The following is an 18,845-nucleotide window of genomic DNA, read 5'->3' as shown; positions in this document are numbered from 1 at the left end:
ATCTAGAGCATCATCTTCAATACATAGTTCCTAGAGACAAAGTGATGTTTAAGTGCGGCACTGATATGCAGCACAATTAAACAGGCTAGGGCAATACAACTGGCACGATGTAAATAGAAAAAGAAGCCGTTGATTGCAGAGTCGGTAATTAGATTATTTACGCTCACTAACCAAAATAAAGAGTACGGTTCTTTTAGCATTAAGTAGCCGGTGCTGAAAACCATAAACATCACAAGATACATCAAAGAGTGTGCAAGCTTGGCAACGCATTTTTGCCCTTCAGGCACAGAGGTTGGCATGCTTGGCGACGAGCGAAAGTGGCTCCAGATATAACGAACCACAAGCAGTGGCGTCGCAACGGTCGCCAATGACATGTTGAGCACTGACAGAAAAGAAAACAGCTCTGGATGACTGGTGACATAGTGCATCACATACCCTGCGATCGTTGCATAGATGATTACAGAAGCCATTACCCAGTGCAGTACACGGCTTACTAAATCGTATCGTGGATTATTCAAATTAACCTCGTTCTGATCGTTATTAATATAAGATTCATCTCGATGCAATAAACCATTTTTCGGTATATTCGCATCGCGAATTAATCATATTGCTTCAGGTGTTTTATAATTATCAATGATGTTTTAGAGTGTTAATTCCAATATGGACATAGCAAACTTGTCGACTTCCTAGCTTGTATGCCTATTACGAGATACAGTTAGTCTAAATATAAACATATAAGGAATGTATAATGCTTCGAATCTTATTGGTTGCAGTTATCTCGGTGTTCAGCACGATGAGTTTTGCAAGCGAAGATGTTAAGTACTCGGAACAAGAGTATTTGGATAGACCGCTGATGGAACGCTATATCTTGGATGAGTTGAAGCAACTGCGAATGGAACAGCAGGATCTTGAAAGACGCTTGACCATTCAGATGACTGACCGGGAACTGACTGTGGCAGACAAGTCTCTGAATTACGCCAATGTAACCGTAACCTACTTCTTCTACATTATTGCTGGTGTGGCCTCTCTTATCGCGCTGGTGGGTTGGCAATCCATCAAAGAGCTTAAACACACAACTCAAGACATGGCTGATAAGCGACTTAATTCTATCGCTCAAGACTATGAGAAGAAGTTTAATGTTCTTGAACGGGATCTTAAGCGCAAGACCAGAATCATTTCCGACAACAACCGCGAAATTGAAATTATCAATGAGATTCATAACCTATGGTTGAGAGCACAGAACGCACAAACGGCAGAGCAAAAAATTGAAATCTACGATGAAATACTGAAGGTTCGTCCTGGAGATTTAGAAGCACTTACTGCCAAAGCTGACGCTGCTATGGATATACAGGAATACCACTGGGCAATGAGTCTTTGTAACCGTGTATTAGAAGTCGATGACCAAAATGCTCATGCCTTGTATCAACGTGCTTGCGCCTATGCTCGATTAGGGGCAGAAGGTCAAGCTATCGATGACTTAGAGCGCGCTATTGAAGCCAGTGGGTCCATGAGAGAGCTGCTAACTGAAGAGCCGGACTTTGAGATGCTGCGAGGCTTAGAACGCTTCGAAGTACTTCGTGAAGAGTAATATGAGGTAAAGATCCGTGTTAACTAAGGTGGTGGGCTTTGCATGCTCACCATACTTTCACACCTATCGCGCTATGGTTTCTTACATTTCATTTATTTTTTTGATTTAATTGTTATGTTATAACACTTTCTAAGTTCCTCGTTATAACCGCTAAGTATTTTATGAAGTTCCTCCGTATTGGTCTGATCGTTACTGCGATCAGCGCATTTTCCCTTGCTGCTTTGCTCTCTTTTCACTCCAAACCAGCACCAGAAATCTCTATCAAAATAACACCTTACCAAGGTTCTCAACCTAATGATAAGGAAGTCATCGACTCGCAAGCGACTCCCAACTCTTTGGTTAAGGTCCATTATTTTGTGAAAGTTGGCGATACCCTCAGTAACATATTCGAGTCATGGAATCTGCCTTATGAAACGGTTCATAAGATCATGGAAGCGGATCTTGAATCTTTGAAACTCGATACGATAAAACCTGGTGACCACTTAGAGCTGCTTGTCGATGGTGAGTCCAAACAGCTCGTAGAGTTGGTCTTTCACGAAAGTCTGGTTGAGCAAGCAGCCTTTACTCGAAACGATGATGGTAGCTTCACCTATAAATTCCACGAGATCCCAGGCGAATGGAAAGAAAAACTCTATGCGGGTAGTGTTCACGGTAGCTTTTCAACGTCAGCCTACAAAGCGGGGTTAACTACTAACCAGATAGCCAATATCACCCGCACACTAAAAGACAAAGTCAACTTCGCTCGTGAGCTGAGAGCCGGTGATAGCTTCAATGTATTGGTCAAAGAGCAGTACACGGATGATCACCTAACGGGTAAAACAGAAATTCAAGGTATCTCAATTCAATTAAGAAACCGAGAAGTCTCAGCTTTTCTAGCACCAGATGGTCTTTTTTATGACAGAGAGGGAAATAGTCTAGAGCAAGCCTTTGATAGATACCCAGTCGACAGAAAATTCCGAAGAATCACTTCTTCGTTCAATCCGACACGAAGACACCCAGTAACTGGGCGAATCTCACCGCACAATGGTACCGACTTTGCGACACCTGTTGGTTCACCTATCTACTCAACTGGTGATGGTCGAGTGGTGGCACTTCGTGACCACCCGTATGCTGGTAAATATTTGGTGATTGAACACAACAGCGTATATACGACGCGTTATCTTCACTTGAGCCGCTTCTTAGTTAAGAAAGGTCAGCAAATTAAGCGAGGTCAGAAAATTGCGCTATCGGGTGCTACTGGTCGTATTACTGGCCCGCACTTGCACTTTGAGGTATTGGTTCGTGGTCGCGCCGTCGATGCGATGAAGGCGAACTTACCAATGGCAAGCTCAATTATGCCTAAAGATAGAAAAGAGTTTTTGGCTCGAATTGCCTCTTTTGATGCCATGCTCTCTGAGCCCGCAGATCGCGCGAGTTAGAGATATTCATATCTAACTTGGCAACGCATACAATCACGCCCCTTAGTTAGCGATTTAGCTAAGGGGCGTTTTTTTAAAGAATCACACGATTAAGCGACTGAATCCGTTATTCGATGGATAGAGCTATTGAGCGATAGGTTTGCCACTGATTAAGCAACCACCACTGCCGTGCCACTAGCAGAGACCATCAACATGCCATTACCTGTTCCCAAGACTTCGTAATCAATATCTACGCCTACCACCGCGTTGGCACCCGCTTCAATCGCTTTCTGTTCTAACTCTTTGAACGCGTAGTTACGTGCTTTTTCCAGTTCTTTCTCGTAGGTGCCAGAACGTCCACCCACAAAGTCACGAATTCCTGAAAACATATCTTTGAAAACGTTCACCCCTAGAATGGCTTCTCCGGCAATAACCCCTTTGTAATCGACAATGCGCTTGCCTTCGACTGATTGTGTGGTGGTAATAATCATAATGGCCTCTTGTAAGCTTGCTGAGCTGTCACTCGCTTATTGATTGATAGTTTGGTCTTGCTCTTGAATGTCATCGTTCAGTGCTGTCTCTGAGCGTGTGAATTCATGTCTTAACCATGTTCTCAGTTTTAGCACACTTTCTTGTTTTAATTTGTTTTTTGGGCAAACAAAGTAAAAATCTTGGTGCGGGTTAGCAACCGGTTTACCCAGTTCGACAAGCATCCCGTGGCTGATGTCATCCTTCACAAACAAGCGATGTGTAACCAATACGCCTAGTGAACGAATCGCAGCTTGTACTGCTTGAATGGAGACATCGAATGTCAGGTTGCTATGGAATGTGGGCATTGGGATTTGGTAATTGTCGCACCACACTTGCCAGTCGTGTTGTCGCCTGAGGTTAAAAACGCCAATGGTCGGGTTTTGTTTGACGAGTTGTTCGACGCTCAATCCGGTCTGGTTTTTTAATATCGTAGGGCTACACACCAAGATTAGGTCATCGTCGCCCAGTTTCTCGCTGTAATATTGTTCCCACTCGTTGGGTTTGCCATGTACAAGCGCAACATCGACCCCTTCCTGCTCGATATCGAAAGGGCCAGTTAGCGTCGAAATGCGGATATCAAGTGAGGGAGCGAAGGCTTGGAAGTCGGGAACTCGTGGGATCCACCAGTGCATCGCTAGCGAATTGACCATGTTGAGGGTAATGCGGTGGTCGTTAGGCGTTCTGGCAAGCTCTTCGGTCGCCTCTATCACTTGCTCAAGTGCGGGAGCAACTTTGCGGTAATATCGCTTACCTGCGGCATTAAGAACAACACGACGACCGACTCGTTGAAACAGAGGCTTGTTGACCAGTTGTTCTAACGACTTTATCGCTTGGCTTACCGCAGAGTGACTGACGTACAATACCCGCGCGGCGTCGGTCATGCTGCCAGTCTCAGCAACAGCAATGAAAGCATAAACGGATTTAAGCGGAACGAGTTTTTTCATTGGTAAGTTTTCCTTACAGTTATAGTTAATATTACTCGCTATTTTTCATTACGTCACGCCTCTAAAATAGATGTCATAGGAGGTGATAATTATGTCTGATATTACCAAGGCGACGACTTTCATGTTGTTGTCGACGTTCAGTTTGTCTTTAAGTGGCTTGATGGCCAAGTATCTATCTGAAGTGATGCCCACTTCGTTACTCAGTTTTGTGCGTTTTTTGTTACCCAGTCTGTTTTTATTTCTTTTCCTGACCTTTTACAAAATCAGCAAGCCGACACGAGAAATGTGGAAACCTTTGGTGATGCGGGCGATCTTTATGGTGGCGTGTCAGTGGTGTTTCCTTACTTCACTGCAAACCTTAACGCTAGTTGAAGGGGTCGTGTTGTTCAGTACTGGTCCTCTGTTTATTCCATTGTTAGAAAAGTTAATATTTAGAACCAAGATTCATACAACGACGATCGTGTGTTTAGCTGTCACCTTTGTTGGCGTAGTTATGATGGCGGGGGATTGGTCGCAGTTTGAGTTGGGTTCGGAGTTCTTTAGACCTGCGCTTCTTCTTGGGCTTCTCGCTGGGGTATTTAATTCTGGCTCGCAAGTGAGTTTGTACCGAGCGTCTAAAACTAGCCTGACACCAGCAGAGCTTAACGCGTGGACCTTTTTAGTTGCGGCAATCATTGTGATTCCTATGGTTGTGTTTACTTCAGTGTCTGCGGTTCCTGATGTAGTTGAAAGCTCAGGTAGCTTATCGGCGTTGTGGTCTTTCGATGACTTACGTTGGATTGTTCTCGGAGCACTTGGTCTTGCAATGTTTACCATCAATACCCAAATCTTCCGTTCCAAGGCGTATAAGCTTGCAGACAGTGGCTCCCAGTTGGCACCTCTGATTTTTACTAACATGCTGTTTAGCGCGCTTTGGCAGGGCTTGTTCTTTGATGATGTGTTTTCTACACAGCAGATGATTGGCATTAACCTGATTGTCGTGGCGAGCATCACCAATACATTGCTGGCAAAAAGACACAGCAAGGCGAAAGCCAAACAAAAACCGCACACCACAGTGGCTGTAGCGACTGTAGTGGACGTTGCGGTATTGGACTCGGCAGCTAAAAGCTAACCATTGAGTTATGGCTTATCCTCTGAATGGTTAATTTAAAACTTAGAACAATGAGCGTATGTATTCTTTTACTCGGTCGATGTGTTCGTGCGGGTCAATCTCGCAGCGTTGGTTCATTTCTAGGAATCGCTCAGCGTATTTATCGTAGATTTTGTTTTCCAAAAACAGTAAATACAACTTGGGATCGATATGACCGCTGGTGGCCATGTCGGTCATGATGTTGAGTGATTCGCTTAAGAGTTTACCTTTCTTATAAGGGCGATCACTAGAGGTGAGCGCTTCAAAGACATCAGCAATTGCCATTGCTCTGGACGGCAGAGGTAACTGGTCTTCGTTTAAGCCTCTTGGGTATCCCTTACCGTCGATACGTTCGTGGTGTCCGCTGGCGATATCCGGAATGTTTTGAAGGTAAGGCGGGTAAGGCAACTTGTTGAGCATGGTGAAGGTTTGGATAATATGATCGTTGATCATGAAACGTTCTTCATCGTTTAGCGTACCACGGCGTACTTTCAAATTGTGCAGTTCACCTTGGTTGTATTTAACTTCTCCGGGCTTAAGTACAAACGCTTCTTGCCATACATCGGCAGGGTTAAAGCCATTGTCCCAAGGTATTTTATGCTCCGGTTTGTCTGCAAGCAGAGGCTCCATGACAGGCAAACCCTTTTCCTGACTTGTTGGCTCAGTTCTCTCTTTCTCAACCGACTCTTTTTGGGTATTAAATCTCTCTTTTTCAGACCAAGACAAACCCAATTGATCATCCAGTGTACGTTTCCATTGGCGTTTGGCTATTTGATCTAAGCGTTCTAGCTGCTCTTCCGTCATAGATTCGCCGCCAAGATTACACTCAGCAACGAAGGCAAACTCCTCATCCAGTTCAGACAGGCTTTGTTCGAGTATTTTGAGTTGTTCTTCTTGTAGTGCACCGTTCGCCATCGCTTTCCAGTAATCGGTTTCCGCTTGCTGTTTCAACAACTCAAAACGCATTCGCACTTCGTGGATTCGGTCGTAAATGGTTTCCAGTTTTGTTGCCTTATCTACCACATATTCAGGCGTGGTCACCTTGCCGCAGTCATGAAGCCAAGCGGCGAGCATCAACTCTTCCCACTGTTTACTGTCCAATGAGAATTGCGGGTAATAGCGGTCATCATCTATGGTTGCTTGAGTTAGCCATTTGGTGAGCTCAGGCACTCGTTGGCAATGCCCGCCCGTATAAGGTGACTTGGTATCAATCGCCGATGCAATCAGCTCAATAAAGGCATTAAGCATGTCTTTTTGTTGCTGCATTTGGTCGATGTTGTCTTTCGCTATTTCCGCAAAGCTGAGCAACTCTCTTAAAAAGGCGTGCTTGTCTGCCTGCATCTTGGTAATTGGTCTCTCATAGCCAATTGCCACAATCCCTACCAACAGTTTCTCTCGGTTTAATAGTGGAAATAGGTACAGGTCTGAATTGAAGAGCGAATCTTGGTAATAGTTGAGAACATTGTCTTCTCTGTTCAAATGGATCGTCTCACCAGATTTAAGCTGACACAGCAACCAAGGTGTGTGTTTGATGAAGTCATTGATGTCGGCCTTAAAAGGAAGAATGGCAAGGTTGGCTGCCGTATCAAACACGTCTTTCTCTTTGGATTGAGTGAAAAGGACAATGGTTTCTGCTTTGGTAATTAAATAGCTTTGATGAGCAATGTTCTTGGCTAAGATCGAAAACTCCTGATTCCCGGCGGTGTCTCGAAGTAGGGTAATCAGATCATGAAGCGTGTGTTCCATTAGCTCAATCGAGTGGGCGAGGTTAGCCACTTCTTGAATCATGCTTTTGGGATAATGAGTACGCCTGAAGTCGAACCGAGCGATGTTGTCGGTGAGTTGCATCAGCGTATTGAGCGGCTGAGACAGTCGATTAGCAACAAACCATACGATAGCGAAGCAGATGAACAACATCCCAATCGCAACCGCAACTTGCTTGTCTCGCATCGAGATAAGATCAGCGAGCAGCTCATTGTGTGGCGTCGCTTCTGCCAAGTATAAGGTGACATTTTGAGTCAGTTGAACCGGCGTTAGCGTTAGTGCCCAAGTGTTTAAGTTGTACTCAACGTTTTTTAGATTGAGGTTAAACTTCTCTTCATCAGAGATAAGCGGCGCAATAACGGACGCTTTCAATGCTTCCATCTGTTCACGTTTGGGCACATTAAAGAAGCTTTGGTCTTGCTCACTGCCAGAGAGATTCCCCGTCGTTTGGTTGTTCGTTTGCTCAGTTTTACTTGTGTCATCAGATTGGGAGTCAGGCTTGGGTACTGATAGCTCAAGTTGATGCTGACCGAGAAGATTAAAATGTTGATCGAACAAGGCGAGTCGGGTTTGCGGAGAATAAGCTAATTCACTGATCTGAGAAGAGAGGGAACTCAACGTAAAGTCGGCACCAACCACATGCTTGCCATCGGCAGAACGCCTAGAGAGTGTAATGCCATTGGTTTGCAGGAAATAGAATAGATAGGGCTCAGAGAGTTGTATTGAGCCATCAGGCTTTGCGTTACGAAACCAAGGACGAGTGGTGGGGTTGAACTTACTCTCTGCTTGTCGAGTACTGATCACTTGATGTGCGCCATCAAGATAGGTAATAAAGTTTTCACCGTCTAGATTGGTGCTGCTGACCATCATGGTCGCTTTAGCGGGCGCGCTGTTTTCGGCTCTCTGTTTATTGGTGCTTAATGGACGAAAGATTCTGAAGTCACCATCTTCAGAACCATAAAATAGAGCGACCAAATTGGTGTTTTGCTTGAAGATGATATCGACCGAAGCAAGCCAAGAGTCTTTTTCGACAGCGGAAGCTTGATGAGCAACAAACGGGCTCACCGCCATCACATTTAAGGTTGTGATAACAGGGGCAATGGCTTGTTTAAATACTGATTCCAGTTTGTCGCGGTGCTCATTACTGATCTCGCGCACTGTGCCTAGCAGCAGCTCTTGGGAGTGCCGATAACTAATCGAAATCAATACCGCACCGACAAGTGTTGTCAAAATTAGGAAAAGGCTAGTGATGTGGATACTCAGCGGATATCGTCTTCTTCTCATCTAACACTCCAGTTTGTAGGCTAGTTTAAGTATTGACGAACTTGGGTAGGTTGCAAAAAATTGGCGCAATTACCGAGTGTGTGCGGTTCGACTTAGATAAGACCAAGCGCTGGCTGGCTCTGGTTAGCCACGTATTCCCGTGTCGTGTAAATGAACCAGTAATAAACCTTTATGTTTGGGTGCTAATTGTCACTTTCAGCTGATAAACTGGCCGAATTGTTGCCATTAGGCATTCATTTTCTGAAGTATTCTTTTCCTGAAAGAGATTCAGAGTTACTTTCTGAAAAACGTATTTTGACCGAGCGAAGAGGGCATTGATTCATGGAACTCAAAGTAGATACTCACACCCACACATACGCAAGTGGTCATGCTTACAGCACATTGATCGAAAACGCCAAGTCGGCAAAGCAAAATGGTTTAGCCATGTTTTGTACTACTGATCATTCAGAATCAATGCCGGGCGCGCCACACTATTGGTTCTTCAGCAATCAGCGTGTGCTCCCTCGTTTTATTGAAGATGTCGCAATTATTCGAGGTGTTGAGTCAAACATCATGAACACACAGGGTGAAATCGACATTCATCCGAGTGTGGATAAGAACTTGGATTGGGTGATCGCGAGTTTTCATGAGCCAGTATTTCGCCCATCGGATGTCGCTACCCATACAGAAGCATTGTTGAATGTGATTAAGGGCGGTCGAATTGATGTGCTTGGTCACTTAGGCAATCCTAATTTTGATTTCGATTTCGAAGCCGTTATTCAATGTGCGGTTGAGAACAACGTGGCGATTGAGATCAACAACACCACACTCAAAGGCAATAGCCGAGTTGGCAGTGTTGACCGCTGCTATGAGATTGCAAGAATAGCGAAAGCGAAGGGTGCATTTATTACAACAGGCAGCGATGCGCATTTCTGTTTAGATGTCGGTGGCTTAGACTTAGTCGCAGCATTGTTAGATGAAGTGGGCGTAGATTCGAGTAAAGTGATTACCCATTCGCCAAAGCAGTTCCTAGCCTTTTTGGCCTTGCGCGGTCGTAATGAAATCCCAGAATATTCAGATCTTGTTTAAGAGAATGTCGGCGGGTTTGCATTTCGACACAATCAATTTTTGTGCCTGAAAGATTTTTGTATACACTAGCCGAAAATAATAAAGTCGAAGTGCCACAGTAATGACGGCTCTAACTTCAAATACACCGCTTCACTTGGAGAAACAATGAAAACTCGCTCAATCCTTTTATCTGGCTTAATCGCTGCTTCAGTATTGTCTGGCAACGCATTTGCTAATGTAGACCTTAAGAAAAACATGCAAGAAATGAAGCTTGCGTTCAAACAAGCGGCAGAAGCTCAAAGCATTGATGAGATGCAAAAGCCTATCGTTCGTTTAGATACGCTAGTGGCCGAGCTGAAAACGGGTGTTTACCCAGTCGAGAAAGAAGACAACTTCATGGAAGGCTTCAAAAAGATCAGTGCATCACTGGATAGCATTGAGCAGAAGCTAGACCAAGGTGACTTAGCGTCGGCACAGCAAGAACTTCGTACTATTGATGGCCTTCGTGAAGAGTACCATGAGAAGCGTAACCCAAGCATCTGGAGCAAGATCTTCGGTTAATTCGTTAATCATGAACGTTTGCTAGATAGGTAACAAAGAGCAAACCTCAAGATTCGATTTCTAAAACGCCGCCTTACATTACCCTCTTTCGAGGAAGGTGTAAGGCGGCGTTTTTATTGTCTCTTTTATCGAAAGCCTGCTGCAAAGAGATGAGTATTACTTTCTTAGCTTTAGTGTTGTAACCAGTATTTAACGAAAAAGAGTGTGCGTTAGCTTCAATTTTTTAACTTGCTGTTAATCTTTACGTTTACCTATATTCCAAGTCCCTCATAATAAGGGAAATTTATAAAGACTTGGAATAATGCGCCGAACCTCGTTCAACTTCTTCATGTTACTTGCAACAGCATTAAGCTGGGCGCTAGTGACATTAATGCCTGTTATCAATGCTCATGGTAATAGTGCGGGAGTATGGGCGTCGTTATGTACGGTCAATGGCTTTGAATTGGTTCAAATCGAAGAAGGCGAACCTAATACTCATAAAGGAAAGCCGTGTCCGTTTAGCCATTTTTCCACGTTTCACCAAGATGAACTTCCCACTACACTACTGACAACTCGACTGAGTTCTATTGTCTCCGACAGCTACGCTTTTTTGGCTCTAAGCGAACGCTACACGAGGCAAGCCCCGCGCGGCCCTCCCTTTGTTATTGCTTAAACCTAACCCATTAAAATAATTAAAAAATAAAGTATTAAGTAAAGTTAAACATGCTCAGATTACTTTCTGATTTTTCAGAAGGTATGTTTGCGTGTGTCAAAGGAAATTATAATGTTGAGAAATGAATCTCAAACCCCTGCGAAAGCACAAGCAACTTCGCAGTCTAAAAGCAGTGCAACAACCGGTTCGGAAACCAATATAAAAAGCAAAGACCGCAATAAAACCCTCTATTTCCTCACATGGCGCTGGCACTTCTATGCTGGGCTATTTGTTATCCCGTTTATGTTAATGCTGAGCATTACAGGTTTGGTGATGCTGTTTGATGATGAAATCGAATTGACTTTCCACCACGAAGCCCTAGAGATTGTTGCATCGGGCGAGCCGATTAAAGTGTCACAACAGTTAGCTGCAGTACAACTTCAATACCCACAAGGTTCGGTTACCCAGTTTGTTCCGAGCAAAGCTCCTGATCTGGCTAACCGCTTTTCGGTAGCACTTGTAGACGGCACATCGGTCTTCGCCACGGTAAATCAATATACGGGCGAAGTGGTCGGAGAGATTCCGCGTAGCGACAGCCTGTACCAACTCGCGAATGACATTCACGGCACTTTGTTGATTGGTGATTGGGGTGATTATCTAATTGAAGTCGCAATAAGCTTGTCTATTCTGTTGCTCATCAGTGGTATTTACTTATGGTTACCTAGAGATAACGCGAGCCGCGCTGGTTTTCTTAAGCTTCGATTTGGTTCAGGAACGCGTATTTTAATGCGTGATCTGCATGCGAACATTGGAGGTGTGTTATCGCTCGTTCTGTTGTTGTTTATTCTGTCTGGATTGGCATGGACAGGTTTTTGGGGCGGTAAGCTTGTTCAAGCATGGAGCACTTTCCCTGCTCAAATGTGGGACGATATTCCGCTGTCTGATAAGACGCACACATCGCTTAACCATGGCTCAGAGGAAGAACTTCCATGGAATCTAGAACAAACACCGCTGCCGTTGTCTCAAGATAAGCCTGCAGAACATGTACATCACGTGGAAGAGGCATCTGAACCTCATGATCACTCTAAGATGGGCGAAGACCACTCTCAACATGTGATGTCAGCAAGCAGTTTCGGGATTGATGATGTTATCCAAAAAGCGCACTCACTTGGTTTCACTCAATACAAGGTGAATTTCCCGCGTTCAGAAACAGGTGTTTACACGGTCACAGCCAACACTATGGGCGGTGACATCATCGATCCAACGCAGGATCGTACTACGCACCTCGACCAATACTCAGGTCGTATTCTGGGTGAGGTGACATGGCAAGATTATAACTTCATTGCCAAAACGTTAGCGGTAGGTATTTCATTGCATCAAGGTGACATCAGCATCATTAACAAGCTTCTAAATGCTTTGTTTTGTTTGGCGTTCATTGTTGTGTCCGTGACTGGCGGTGTGATGTGGTGGATACGTAGACCTTCAGGTCAAAGAAAGCTTGGCACGCCACCGAAGTTTGGCGATGCAGGGCTTTGGAAGACAGGTTTAGTGATCGTGATAGTTATTTCAGTACTGTTTCCACTGGCGGGAGCGACGATCGTGACAGCAATGCTGCTGGATTGGTTACTATTTTCACGCGTTGAGAAATTCAAGACGGCATTGAGTTAATTGATATACAAACTGACCTCCTTTTTGAGGAGGTCAGTTTCATTATTCAGATGACATGCTCTGTTTATTAAGAAGACGTTAGACTTGTACAGCTCTATATTTGATAAAGCTCTAGATTTCATAAAGCTCTAACGGAAGCCCGTCAGGATCGGCAAAAAAAGTAAATGCTTTACCTGTAAATTCATCAATTCGGATCTGTTCGACTTCGATTCTTTGTTCTTCCAAATAGCTTTTGATTTGTTGAACGTCATCAACACAAAAAGCTAAGTGTCTTAGCCCTTGAGCTTCAGGAAAGCTAGGCCTTTCTGGCGCGTTAGGGAAGCTGAATAGTTCTATTTGAGCACCATTAGGTAGCGCTAAATCAAGTTTGTACGACTGGCGAGCCTCACGATAGTTTTCAGCAATTATCTCAAGTTTCAAAATCTCAGTGTAAAAGTGTTTCGACGCGTCGTAGTTTGAACAGATTATGGCCGCGTGGTGTATTCCTTTCAGCATCAGTTTATTTCTCCTGCCAACTTGTCACCTAAGTGCTTCATGGCGTAATCAATGAATACACGCAGTCGAGCGGGCATGTACTTGGTTTGAGCAAACTGCATCGCAATCGCACCATGGTAATTACTCTTGATGGTCCAATCTTCCAACACTTGTACTACAGACCCTTCAGCCAACGCATCTTGAATCACGAAGTCATGGAAAATACCGACGCCTAGACCTTCTTTCACACCTTTCAGTCGCATCTGCGAGTGGTTAACTGCGTAACGTCCACTGACGGGTACTGTGTGAAATTCATCATCTTTAAGAAAATCCCAAATGTGATCTTTGTCTGTCTCTGCAAGATACAAACAGTCGTGTTCAGACAGCTCGGTAGGGTGGTGAGGAATCCCCTTGGCATCTAAATAGTCAGGGCTTGCACACAACACGAGGTTTGTTTTTCCTAACTCTTTCAATACTAAGCTTTCGTCGGGCTTATCAGTCAGGCGGAAAGCAATGTCGATGCCTTGACGTAAAATATCGATGTCGCCGTCAGCCGCTCTCAATTTAAGTTGGATTTCTGGATACTGATTTAAGAATGGAACAACGAAAGGCTGCAATACCGAATTCAAGAAGGCTTCAGGCGCCGCTACCGTTATCGAGCCTGCAGGTTCGGTATGGTCGGAGGTAGACAGTTCAACGGCTTGTTGCGCTGCGTTGATCATCACCACACTCTGATCATAAACCAATTGACCCGCTTGCGTAATGATAAGGGTACGAGTGGTACGCTCAAACAGTTTCACCGATAGCGCTTTTTCCAAGCGGGTGATGAGCTTACTCAAGGCTGATGGTGTCACGCCTAACTGTTTTGCTGCAGCCGTAAAACTACCTTCGTTAACCACCAAAATGAACGAGGCGAGATCCGGAAGCAGGGCGATGAGTTTTGGGTTAATCATAAGTATCCAGTTAAGCTAGTTTCAACGATGAACTTAATGGTCATTGTGAGCGATTTACTTTGATTTGTGAATCAATTTCATTAATTGATTGACGTGATTGCTCTGATAGGTTGTTGTGTTTGAAGCTCATCTGTATAGCGGCGTTGCTGCTGCGCATTCTGAGATGAAAAATTGAGATTTGATATGAAAGCGAAATTAGACGGAAATTATAGCTAATTTGGCGTTTAAAAAAGCAAGTGAAGGGCGTTAATGTGCCCTATGTCACTGGGATGAACTATTATTAGTGCCTGTGATTCATTAATGTTTTTCCAACTAAAGGGATAATCGGAACGGGGATGTTCAACTAGAATATAGGCATAAGTTTTACAGTGTAAATGATCGTGTTGAGATCGTTTACATCCCTACATAAAGCGGCGCGCGATGCTGCTAAATAATAACTAGGAAGGAATGAGACAATGTCTTCTGCATTTTACCAACAGATTCAAACTCAAATCGAAGAAGTTAAAGAAGAAGGTCTTTACAAGTCTGAGCGCATTATTACTTCTGCACAAAAAGCAGCGGTTTCTATCTCGACTGGTGAAGAAGTACTAAACTTCTGTGCAAACAACTACTTAGGTCTTGCTAACCACCCAGCTCTTATCGAAGCAGCTAAAGATGGTATGGATCAGCACGGTTTTGGTATGGCTTCAGTACGTTTCATTTGTGGTACTCAAGATTCTCACAAAGAACTAGAGCAAAAGCTTTCTACGTTCCTAGGTAAAGAAGACACTATCCTTTACACATCTTGTTTTGATGCAAACGCTGGTTTGTTCGAAACAATTCTAGGTAAAGAAGACGCAATCATCTCTGACGCACTAAACCACGCATCTATTATCGATGGCGTTCGTCTGTGTAAAGCAATGCGTTTCCGTTACTCGAACAACAACATGGAAGAGCTAGAGCAGCAACTTATCGCTGCTAAAGAAGCTGGCGCTCGTCACACACTAATCGTAACTGACGGTGTGTTCTCAATGGACGGCGTAGTGGCTAACCTTCCTGCTATCTGTGACCTTGCAGACAAGTACGACGCACTAGTAATGGTTGATGACTCTCACGCAGTGGGCTTCATGGGCGAAAACGGCGCGGGCACTCACGAGTTCCACAACGTTGTACACCGTATCGATATCATCACTGGTACGCTAGGTAAAGCAATGGGTGGCGCTTCAGGCGGTTACACTTCTGGTAAGAAAGAAGTGATCGACTGGCTACGTCAGCGTTCTCGTCCATACCTATTCTCTAACTCTGTTGCACCTGCAATCGTATCTGCGTCTATCCGCGTTTTAGATCTTCTAGCGGAATCTGGCGACCTACGTACTCAACTATGGGAAAACTCTGCTCACTTCCGTACTCGCATGGAAGAAGCGGGCTTCACTATGGGTGGTGCTGACCATGCAATCATCCCAATCATGCTTGGTGATGCAAAAGTAGCGGCTGAGTTCGCAGAGCGCGCACTAGAGAAAGGCATCTACGTTGTAGGTTTCTCTTTCCCTGTAGTACCAAAAGGTCAAGCTCGTATCCGTACGCAAATGTCTGCTGCACACTCTCGTGAGCAACTAGACCGCGCAATCGATGCGTTCATTCAAGTTGGTAAAGACATGGGTATCATCTAATTTTAAAGGGATGCCACGAGCATCCTTTAATTAGATAGAGCAACACCCAGTAGAATATATAGATTTTTGATTCTCGCCTTACAGTTAGGCGAGATGAACTAGGTAACATTATGAAAATTAAAGCACTTTCTAAGCTAAAGCCTGAAGAAGGCATTTGGATGACCGAGGTTGAAAAACCTGAAATGGGTCATAATGATCTTCTTATTCGTATTAAGAAAACCGCAATTTGTGGTACTGACGTACATATCTACAACTGGGATGAGTGGTCACAAAACACAATCCCAGTACCTATGGTAGTAGGTCACGAATACGTGGGTGAAGTTGTTGGCATTGGCCAAGAAGTTCGTGGTTTTGAAATCGGCGACCGTGTATCTGGCGAAGGTCACATCACATGTGGTCACTGTCGTAACTGTCGTGGCGGCCGTACTCACCTTTGTCGTAACACAACAGGTGTTGGTGTTAACCGCACTGGTGCGTTCTCTGAGTTCCTTGTGATTCCTGCGTTCAACGCATTTAAGATCCCTGCAGAAATCTCTGACGATCTAGCTTCAATCTTTGACCCGTTTGGTAACGCAGTACACACAGCACTTTCTTTCGACCTAGTTGGCGAAGACGTGCTAATTACTGGTGCTGGCCCAATCGGTATCATGGCTGCAGCTGTTGCTAAGCACGTTGGTGCTCGTCACGTTGTAATCACTGATGTAAACGAGTACCGCCTAGATCTTGCTAAGAAAATGGGTGTGACTCGCGCAGTAAACGTGATGGAAGAGAAGCTTGAAGACGTAATGTCTGATCTTGGCATGACTGAAGGCTTCGATGTAGGCCTAGAAATGTCTGGTAACCCATCTGCGTTCAACAGCATGCTGACTAACATGAACCACGGCGGTAAGATCTCTCTACTAGGTATTCCACCATCAGATATGGCAGTAGACTGGAACCAAGTAATCTTTAAAGGCTTGGTTATCAAAGGTATCTACGGTCGTGAGATGTTCGAAACTTGGTACAAGATGGCTTCTTTGATTCAATCTGGCCTAGATCTAACACCAATTATTACTCACCACTACAAAGTGGACGACTTCCAGAAAGGCTTCGACATGATGCGATCTGGTATGTCTGGTAAGGTAATTTTAGACTGGGAGTAGGATACTACCGGTTTTGAATATCAGAAGGCAACAGGTAAAACTGTTGCCTTTTTTGTCGCCATTCTTAATTGATAATTAATTTAAACTATTGATATTTAGTGGTTATTTTTGTTTTTTCATATAGTGGCAAGTTTGATTCAATCAGGGTTAGACCTATCACCAATCATTACTCATCACTTTAAAATTGATGATTTCCAAACTGGCTTCGATGCTATGCGTAGTGGGCTTTCTGGCAAGGTTATCCTTGATTGGGAATAGAAAAAATTAGGCTCTAAATAGCAAAAGGCGACAGTGAAAATGTCGCCTTTTTTACGAATAAAACCGCTAAATAACGGTCGATTACAGTGTCTGCCGCCACTTTGTCGCCATTAATTCTCTAATGGATTGAGGTGTACAGCTTGTATCAAATGTTCTGGAGCAAAATGAGAATACGCCATTGTCTGCTCAATCTTAGTATGCCCAAGAATACGCTGTAACACCAAGATATCCCCTTTGTTCATCATAAAATGCGAAGCAAAGGTATGCCGTAGAACATGCGTCGCTTGCCCACTCGGAACGTGCTCTGGTAAAGCTTTTTTAATGTAGCGCCAGGCGTCCTTGTAACTCGTGTTAAAAATTTCATGGTCGCTCACGGCGATATCTAAGATCTCTTGATATAAAGCTGGTGAGATGGGCACACTTCGATTCCTCTTACCTTTTGTCTCGGTGTAAGTCAGTTTAAATTCAGCTACCTGTGAACGGGTAAGAGTTAGAGCTTCACTTATACGGGCACCGGTGGCTAAGCAAATCTTAGAAATTACAATGAGCTGCGGAATCGAGACTGTAATGACTCGGTTGAAATTTTTCAGGTTAACTAAGAACTCTTCAATTTGTGGCTTGGTTAGATATGCTAGGTTCTTCTCACTTGTTTTGATTGTTTCGATAGCTTCAAGTGGATTGGGGTATTTCCATTGATTGTACTTAATCAGTTTCTTGAACATTCCCTTTAGATAAATCAATTCCGTGTTATGTGTTGTTGGTGAAATCTTAATAGATTTATTTTTGCCACGGTAGGGTATTCGCGCTGCACGATAGTCTAAGTAGTCTCGTTCTTTAAGGTGGGAGGCAATTGGATTCCCTAATTCTTCAATTGTCTTGGCTATTAGCTCCCGAGCTTGTTTACCCGATTTCAACGTATGACCGTGTATGGTCCACCAAGTGTCTAACAGTTCGCTCATTCTACGGTGATCGGTTTTACTTCCCATCCATGGCTTATCGTCAATCTCCTTCATCGTGTGAAGCTCAAAAGCCTTTGCTTCTCCCTTAGTCGTAAACTTTTTACGAACACGTTTCCCCGTTCGCCCATTCGGGTAACATTCGCAGAGCCAAGGTTTGGTAGAACCATCTTTTAAATTGCGGATAGACATAATAAAGCCTAAAATCACTGTATGTAAAAACAGCATAATTAGAGCTGAAACGTAGAACAATGTTTTATATCGGACAAAAAGCACAGGTTAGGCTCCTATCTCAAAGTGCTAAGAAAGCTAATAGGTTATTGCTGTGTATCAATCAATTCATGTGACTGCTGGCTACAGTCATTTCAAAATCAACAGTGATGGTCCAATTGGAGTAAGTAAGAAGAACCAAGGGGTGATTGATGCGGTTTTGAAACTAGGTAATCGCTTTACGGCACCATTTGGTGGGTTTATAGAAGCTGAAAACGTGATCGGTTTGAAGTGGGTGAAGCTGGTCGATATTAAATATCTGTGTACTGATGAAGAAGCCGAAACTATCGAGTACGTGATACAAAAAGACCACTATGTAGTGGGGACGTATCAAGACCGGAAGTTGTATATTTTATTGTTTGGTGGAGAACCAAAGCACCATCAGATCAAATGCCTTGAACAAGATGGGAAAAATAATGTGTTTGGGTTGTTTTAATGTAGAGGTGATAATTTATAAATCAGTTAGGCCAGAAACTTACAGTCCGTATTGTCGGCTCGATCTTCTAAATTAGCAGGTTGGCTAGCTCATTTTTGCCCCTTTCCTTATATGGAATCCACGTATTTACAAAGTGATTTAGCGATTAAAGTTAAGATGCGGT

Annotated in this window: 17 protein-coding genes and 1 pseudogene; 11 read left to right on the top strand and 7 right to left on the bottom strand. The window is 43.9% G+C overall.

The genetic code is table 11. The annotated features are described in order from the left end of the window. Positions 1-2: 2 nt before the first annotated feature. The gene (locus tag AB6E78_RS01830; RefSeq protein ID WP_082151303.1) at positions 3-518 is read right to left on the bottom strand and encodes a cytochrome b; all 516 of its coding nucleotides are present in this window, start codon (positions 516-518) and stop codon (positions 3-5) included. 230 nt (positions 519-748) lie between these two features. Here AB6E78_RS01830 and AB6E78_RS01825 point away from each other — a divergent pair, with 230 nt between their 5' ends. Both AB6E78_RS01825 and AB6E78_RS01820 read left to right on the top strand, forming a co-directional pair. After that, positions 749-1,588 (top strand): tetratricopeptide repeat protein, encoded by an 840-nt coding sequence (locus tag AB6E78_RS01825; protein WP_017067625.1) that lies wholly within the window; start codon positions 749-751, stop codon positions 1,586-1,588. A gap of 161 nt (positions 1,589-1,749) precedes the next feature. Then, a complete protein-coding gene (locus tag AB6E78_RS01820; protein WP_372111603.1) occupies positions 1,750-3,006 on the top strand; it encodes a peptidoglycan DD-metalloendopeptidase family protein in 1,257 nt (418 codons plus the stop codon). Between the two features lie 149 nt (positions 3,007-3,155). Here the strand turns inward: AB6E78_RS01820 and AB6E78_RS01815 are convergent, their stop codons facing one another. Both AB6E78_RS01815 and AB6E78_RS01810 read right to left on the bottom strand, forming a co-directional pair. Continuing rightward, entirely contained in the window at positions 3,156-3,476 is a 321-nt protein-coding gene (locus AB6E78_RS01815) for a heavy metal-binding domain-containing protein (protein WP_004730185.1), read from the bottom strand. Positions 3,477-3,512: 36 nt separating this feature from the next. Next, on the bottom strand, positions 3,513-4,460 hold the full coding sequence (locus AB6E78_RS01810) for a LysR substrate-binding domain-containing protein (protein ID WP_102428808.1): 948 nt from the start codon (positions 4,458-4,460) through the stop codon (positions 3,513-3,515). 91 nt (positions 4,461-4,551) lie between these two features. Here AB6E78_RS01810 and AB6E78_RS01805 point away from each other — a divergent pair, with 91 nt between their 5' ends. Continuing rightward, positions 4,552-5,571, top strand: coding sequence for a DMT family transporter (locus AB6E78_RS01805; RefSeq protein WP_372111606.1), 1,020 nt, complete (start codon positions 4,552-4,554; stop codon positions 5,569-5,571). Between the two features lie 42 nt (positions 5,572-5,613). Here the strand turns inward: AB6E78_RS01805 and AB6E78_RS01800 are convergent, their stop codons facing one another. After that, positions 5,614-8,637, bottom strand: a complete 3,024-nt coding sequence (locus AB6E78_RS01800; protein WP_372132454.1) for an HD domain-containing phosphohydrolase — start codon at positions 8,635-8,637, stop codon at positions 5,614-5,616. 321 nt (positions 8,638-8,958) lie between these two features. On the opposite strand from AB6E78_RS01800, the gene AB6E78_RS01795 reads away from it, so the two are divergent. The 4 genes from AB6E78_RS01795 (at position 8,959) to AB6E78_RS01780 (ending at position 12,544) form a co-directional block, all read left to right on the top strand. Further along, positions 8,959-9,705: a phosphatase gene (locus AB6E78_RS01795; RefSeq protein WP_372132452.1), complete on the top strand. Its 747-nt coding sequence runs from the start codon at positions 8,959-8,961 to the stop codon at positions 9,703-9,705. 144 nt (positions 9,706-9,849) lie between these two features. Beyond that, positions 9,850-10,245: a cytochrome b562 gene (locus AB6E78_RS01790; protein ID WP_372111610.1), complete on the top strand. Its 396-nt coding sequence runs from the start codon at positions 9,850-9,852 to the stop codon at positions 10,243-10,245. A gap of 301 nt (positions 10,246-10,546) precedes the next feature. Beyond that, the gene (locus tag AB6E78_RS01785; protein WP_017064798.1) at positions 10,547-10,897 is read left to right on the top strand and encodes a hypothetical protein; all 351 of its coding nucleotides are present in this window, start codon (positions 10,547-10,549) and stop codon (positions 10,895-10,897) included. Between the two features lie 111 nt (positions 10,898-11,008). Continuing rightward, positions 11,009-12,544, top strand: a complete 1,536-nt coding sequence (locus tag AB6E78_RS01780) for a PepSY-associated TM helix domain-containing protein (protein ID WP_372111612.1) — start codon at positions 11,009-11,011, stop codon at positions 12,542-12,544. 111 nt (positions 12,545-12,655) lie between these two features. Here AB6E78_RS01780 and AB6E78_RS01775 read toward each other — a convergent pair whose 3' ends face one another. Both AB6E78_RS01775 and AB6E78_RS01770 read right to left on the bottom strand, forming a co-directional pair. Further along, positions 12,656-13,039: a VOC family protein gene (locus tag AB6E78_RS01775; RefSeq protein WP_017069423.1), complete on the bottom strand. Its 384-nt coding sequence runs from the start codon at positions 13,037-13,039 to the stop codon at positions 12,656-12,658. Next, positions 13,039-13,971, bottom strand: a complete 933-nt coding sequence (locus AB6E78_RS01770; protein WP_065584581.1) for a LysR family transcriptional regulator — start codon at positions 13,969-13,971, stop codon at positions 13,039-13,041. Before AB6E78_RS01770 ends, AB6E78_RS01775 begins: the two co-directional genes overlap by 1 nt. A 455-nt stretch (positions 13,972-14,426) precedes the next feature. Between AB6E78_RS01770 and AB6E78_RS01765 the strand changes: the two genes are divergently transcribed. From AB6E78_RS01765 to AB6E78_RS01755, 3 genes and pseudogenes are all read left to right on the top strand, one after another. Further along, entirely contained in the window at positions 14,427-15,620 is a 1,194-nt protein-coding gene (locus tag AB6E78_RS01765; protein ID WP_102332044.1) for a glycine C-acetyltransferase, read from the top strand. Between the two features lie 110 nt (positions 15,621-15,730). Continuing rightward, positions 15,731-16,762 (top strand): L-threonine 3-dehydrogenase, encoded by a 1,032-nt coding sequence (gene tdh, locus AB6E78_RS01760; protein WP_017059546.1) that lies wholly within the window; start codon positions 15,731-15,733, stop codon positions 16,760-16,762. A 123-nt stretch (positions 16,763-16,885) separates the two neighbouring features. Next, positions 16,886-17,020: pseudogene (locus AB6E78_RS01755) on the top strand (L-threonine 3-dehydrogenase); the annotation flags it as partial. Between the two features lie 110 nt (positions 17,021-17,130). On the opposite strand, the gene AB6E78_RS01750 reads toward AB6E78_RS01755, so the two are convergent. Then, positions 17,131-18,168 carry a tyrosine-type recombinase/integrase gene (locus AB6E78_RS01750; RefSeq protein ID WP_029203706.1) on the bottom strand — a complete coding sequence of 346 codons (1,038 nt, stop codon included), beginning with the start codon at positions 18,166-18,168 and terminating at the stop codon, positions 17,131-17,133. Between the two features lie 133 nt (positions 18,169-18,301). On the opposite strand from AB6E78_RS01750, the gene AB6E78_RS01745 reads away from it, so the two are divergent. Beyond that, complete coding sequence (locus AB6E78_RS01745; protein ID WP_016800220.1) at positions 18,302-18,682, top strand: hypothetical protein; 381 nt, start codon at positions 18,302-18,304, stop codon at positions 18,680-18,682. Positions 18,683-18,845: the final 163 nt, after the last annotated feature.

Source organism: Vibrio sp. 10N.247.310.98 (assembly GCF_041467395.1).
GTDB classification, from domain to species: Bacteria; Pseudomonadota; Gammaproteobacteria; order Enterobacterales; family Vibrionaceae; genus Vibrio; species Vibrio crassostreae_C.
This window is presented reverse-complemented; position numbering and strand designations above follow the sequence as displayed.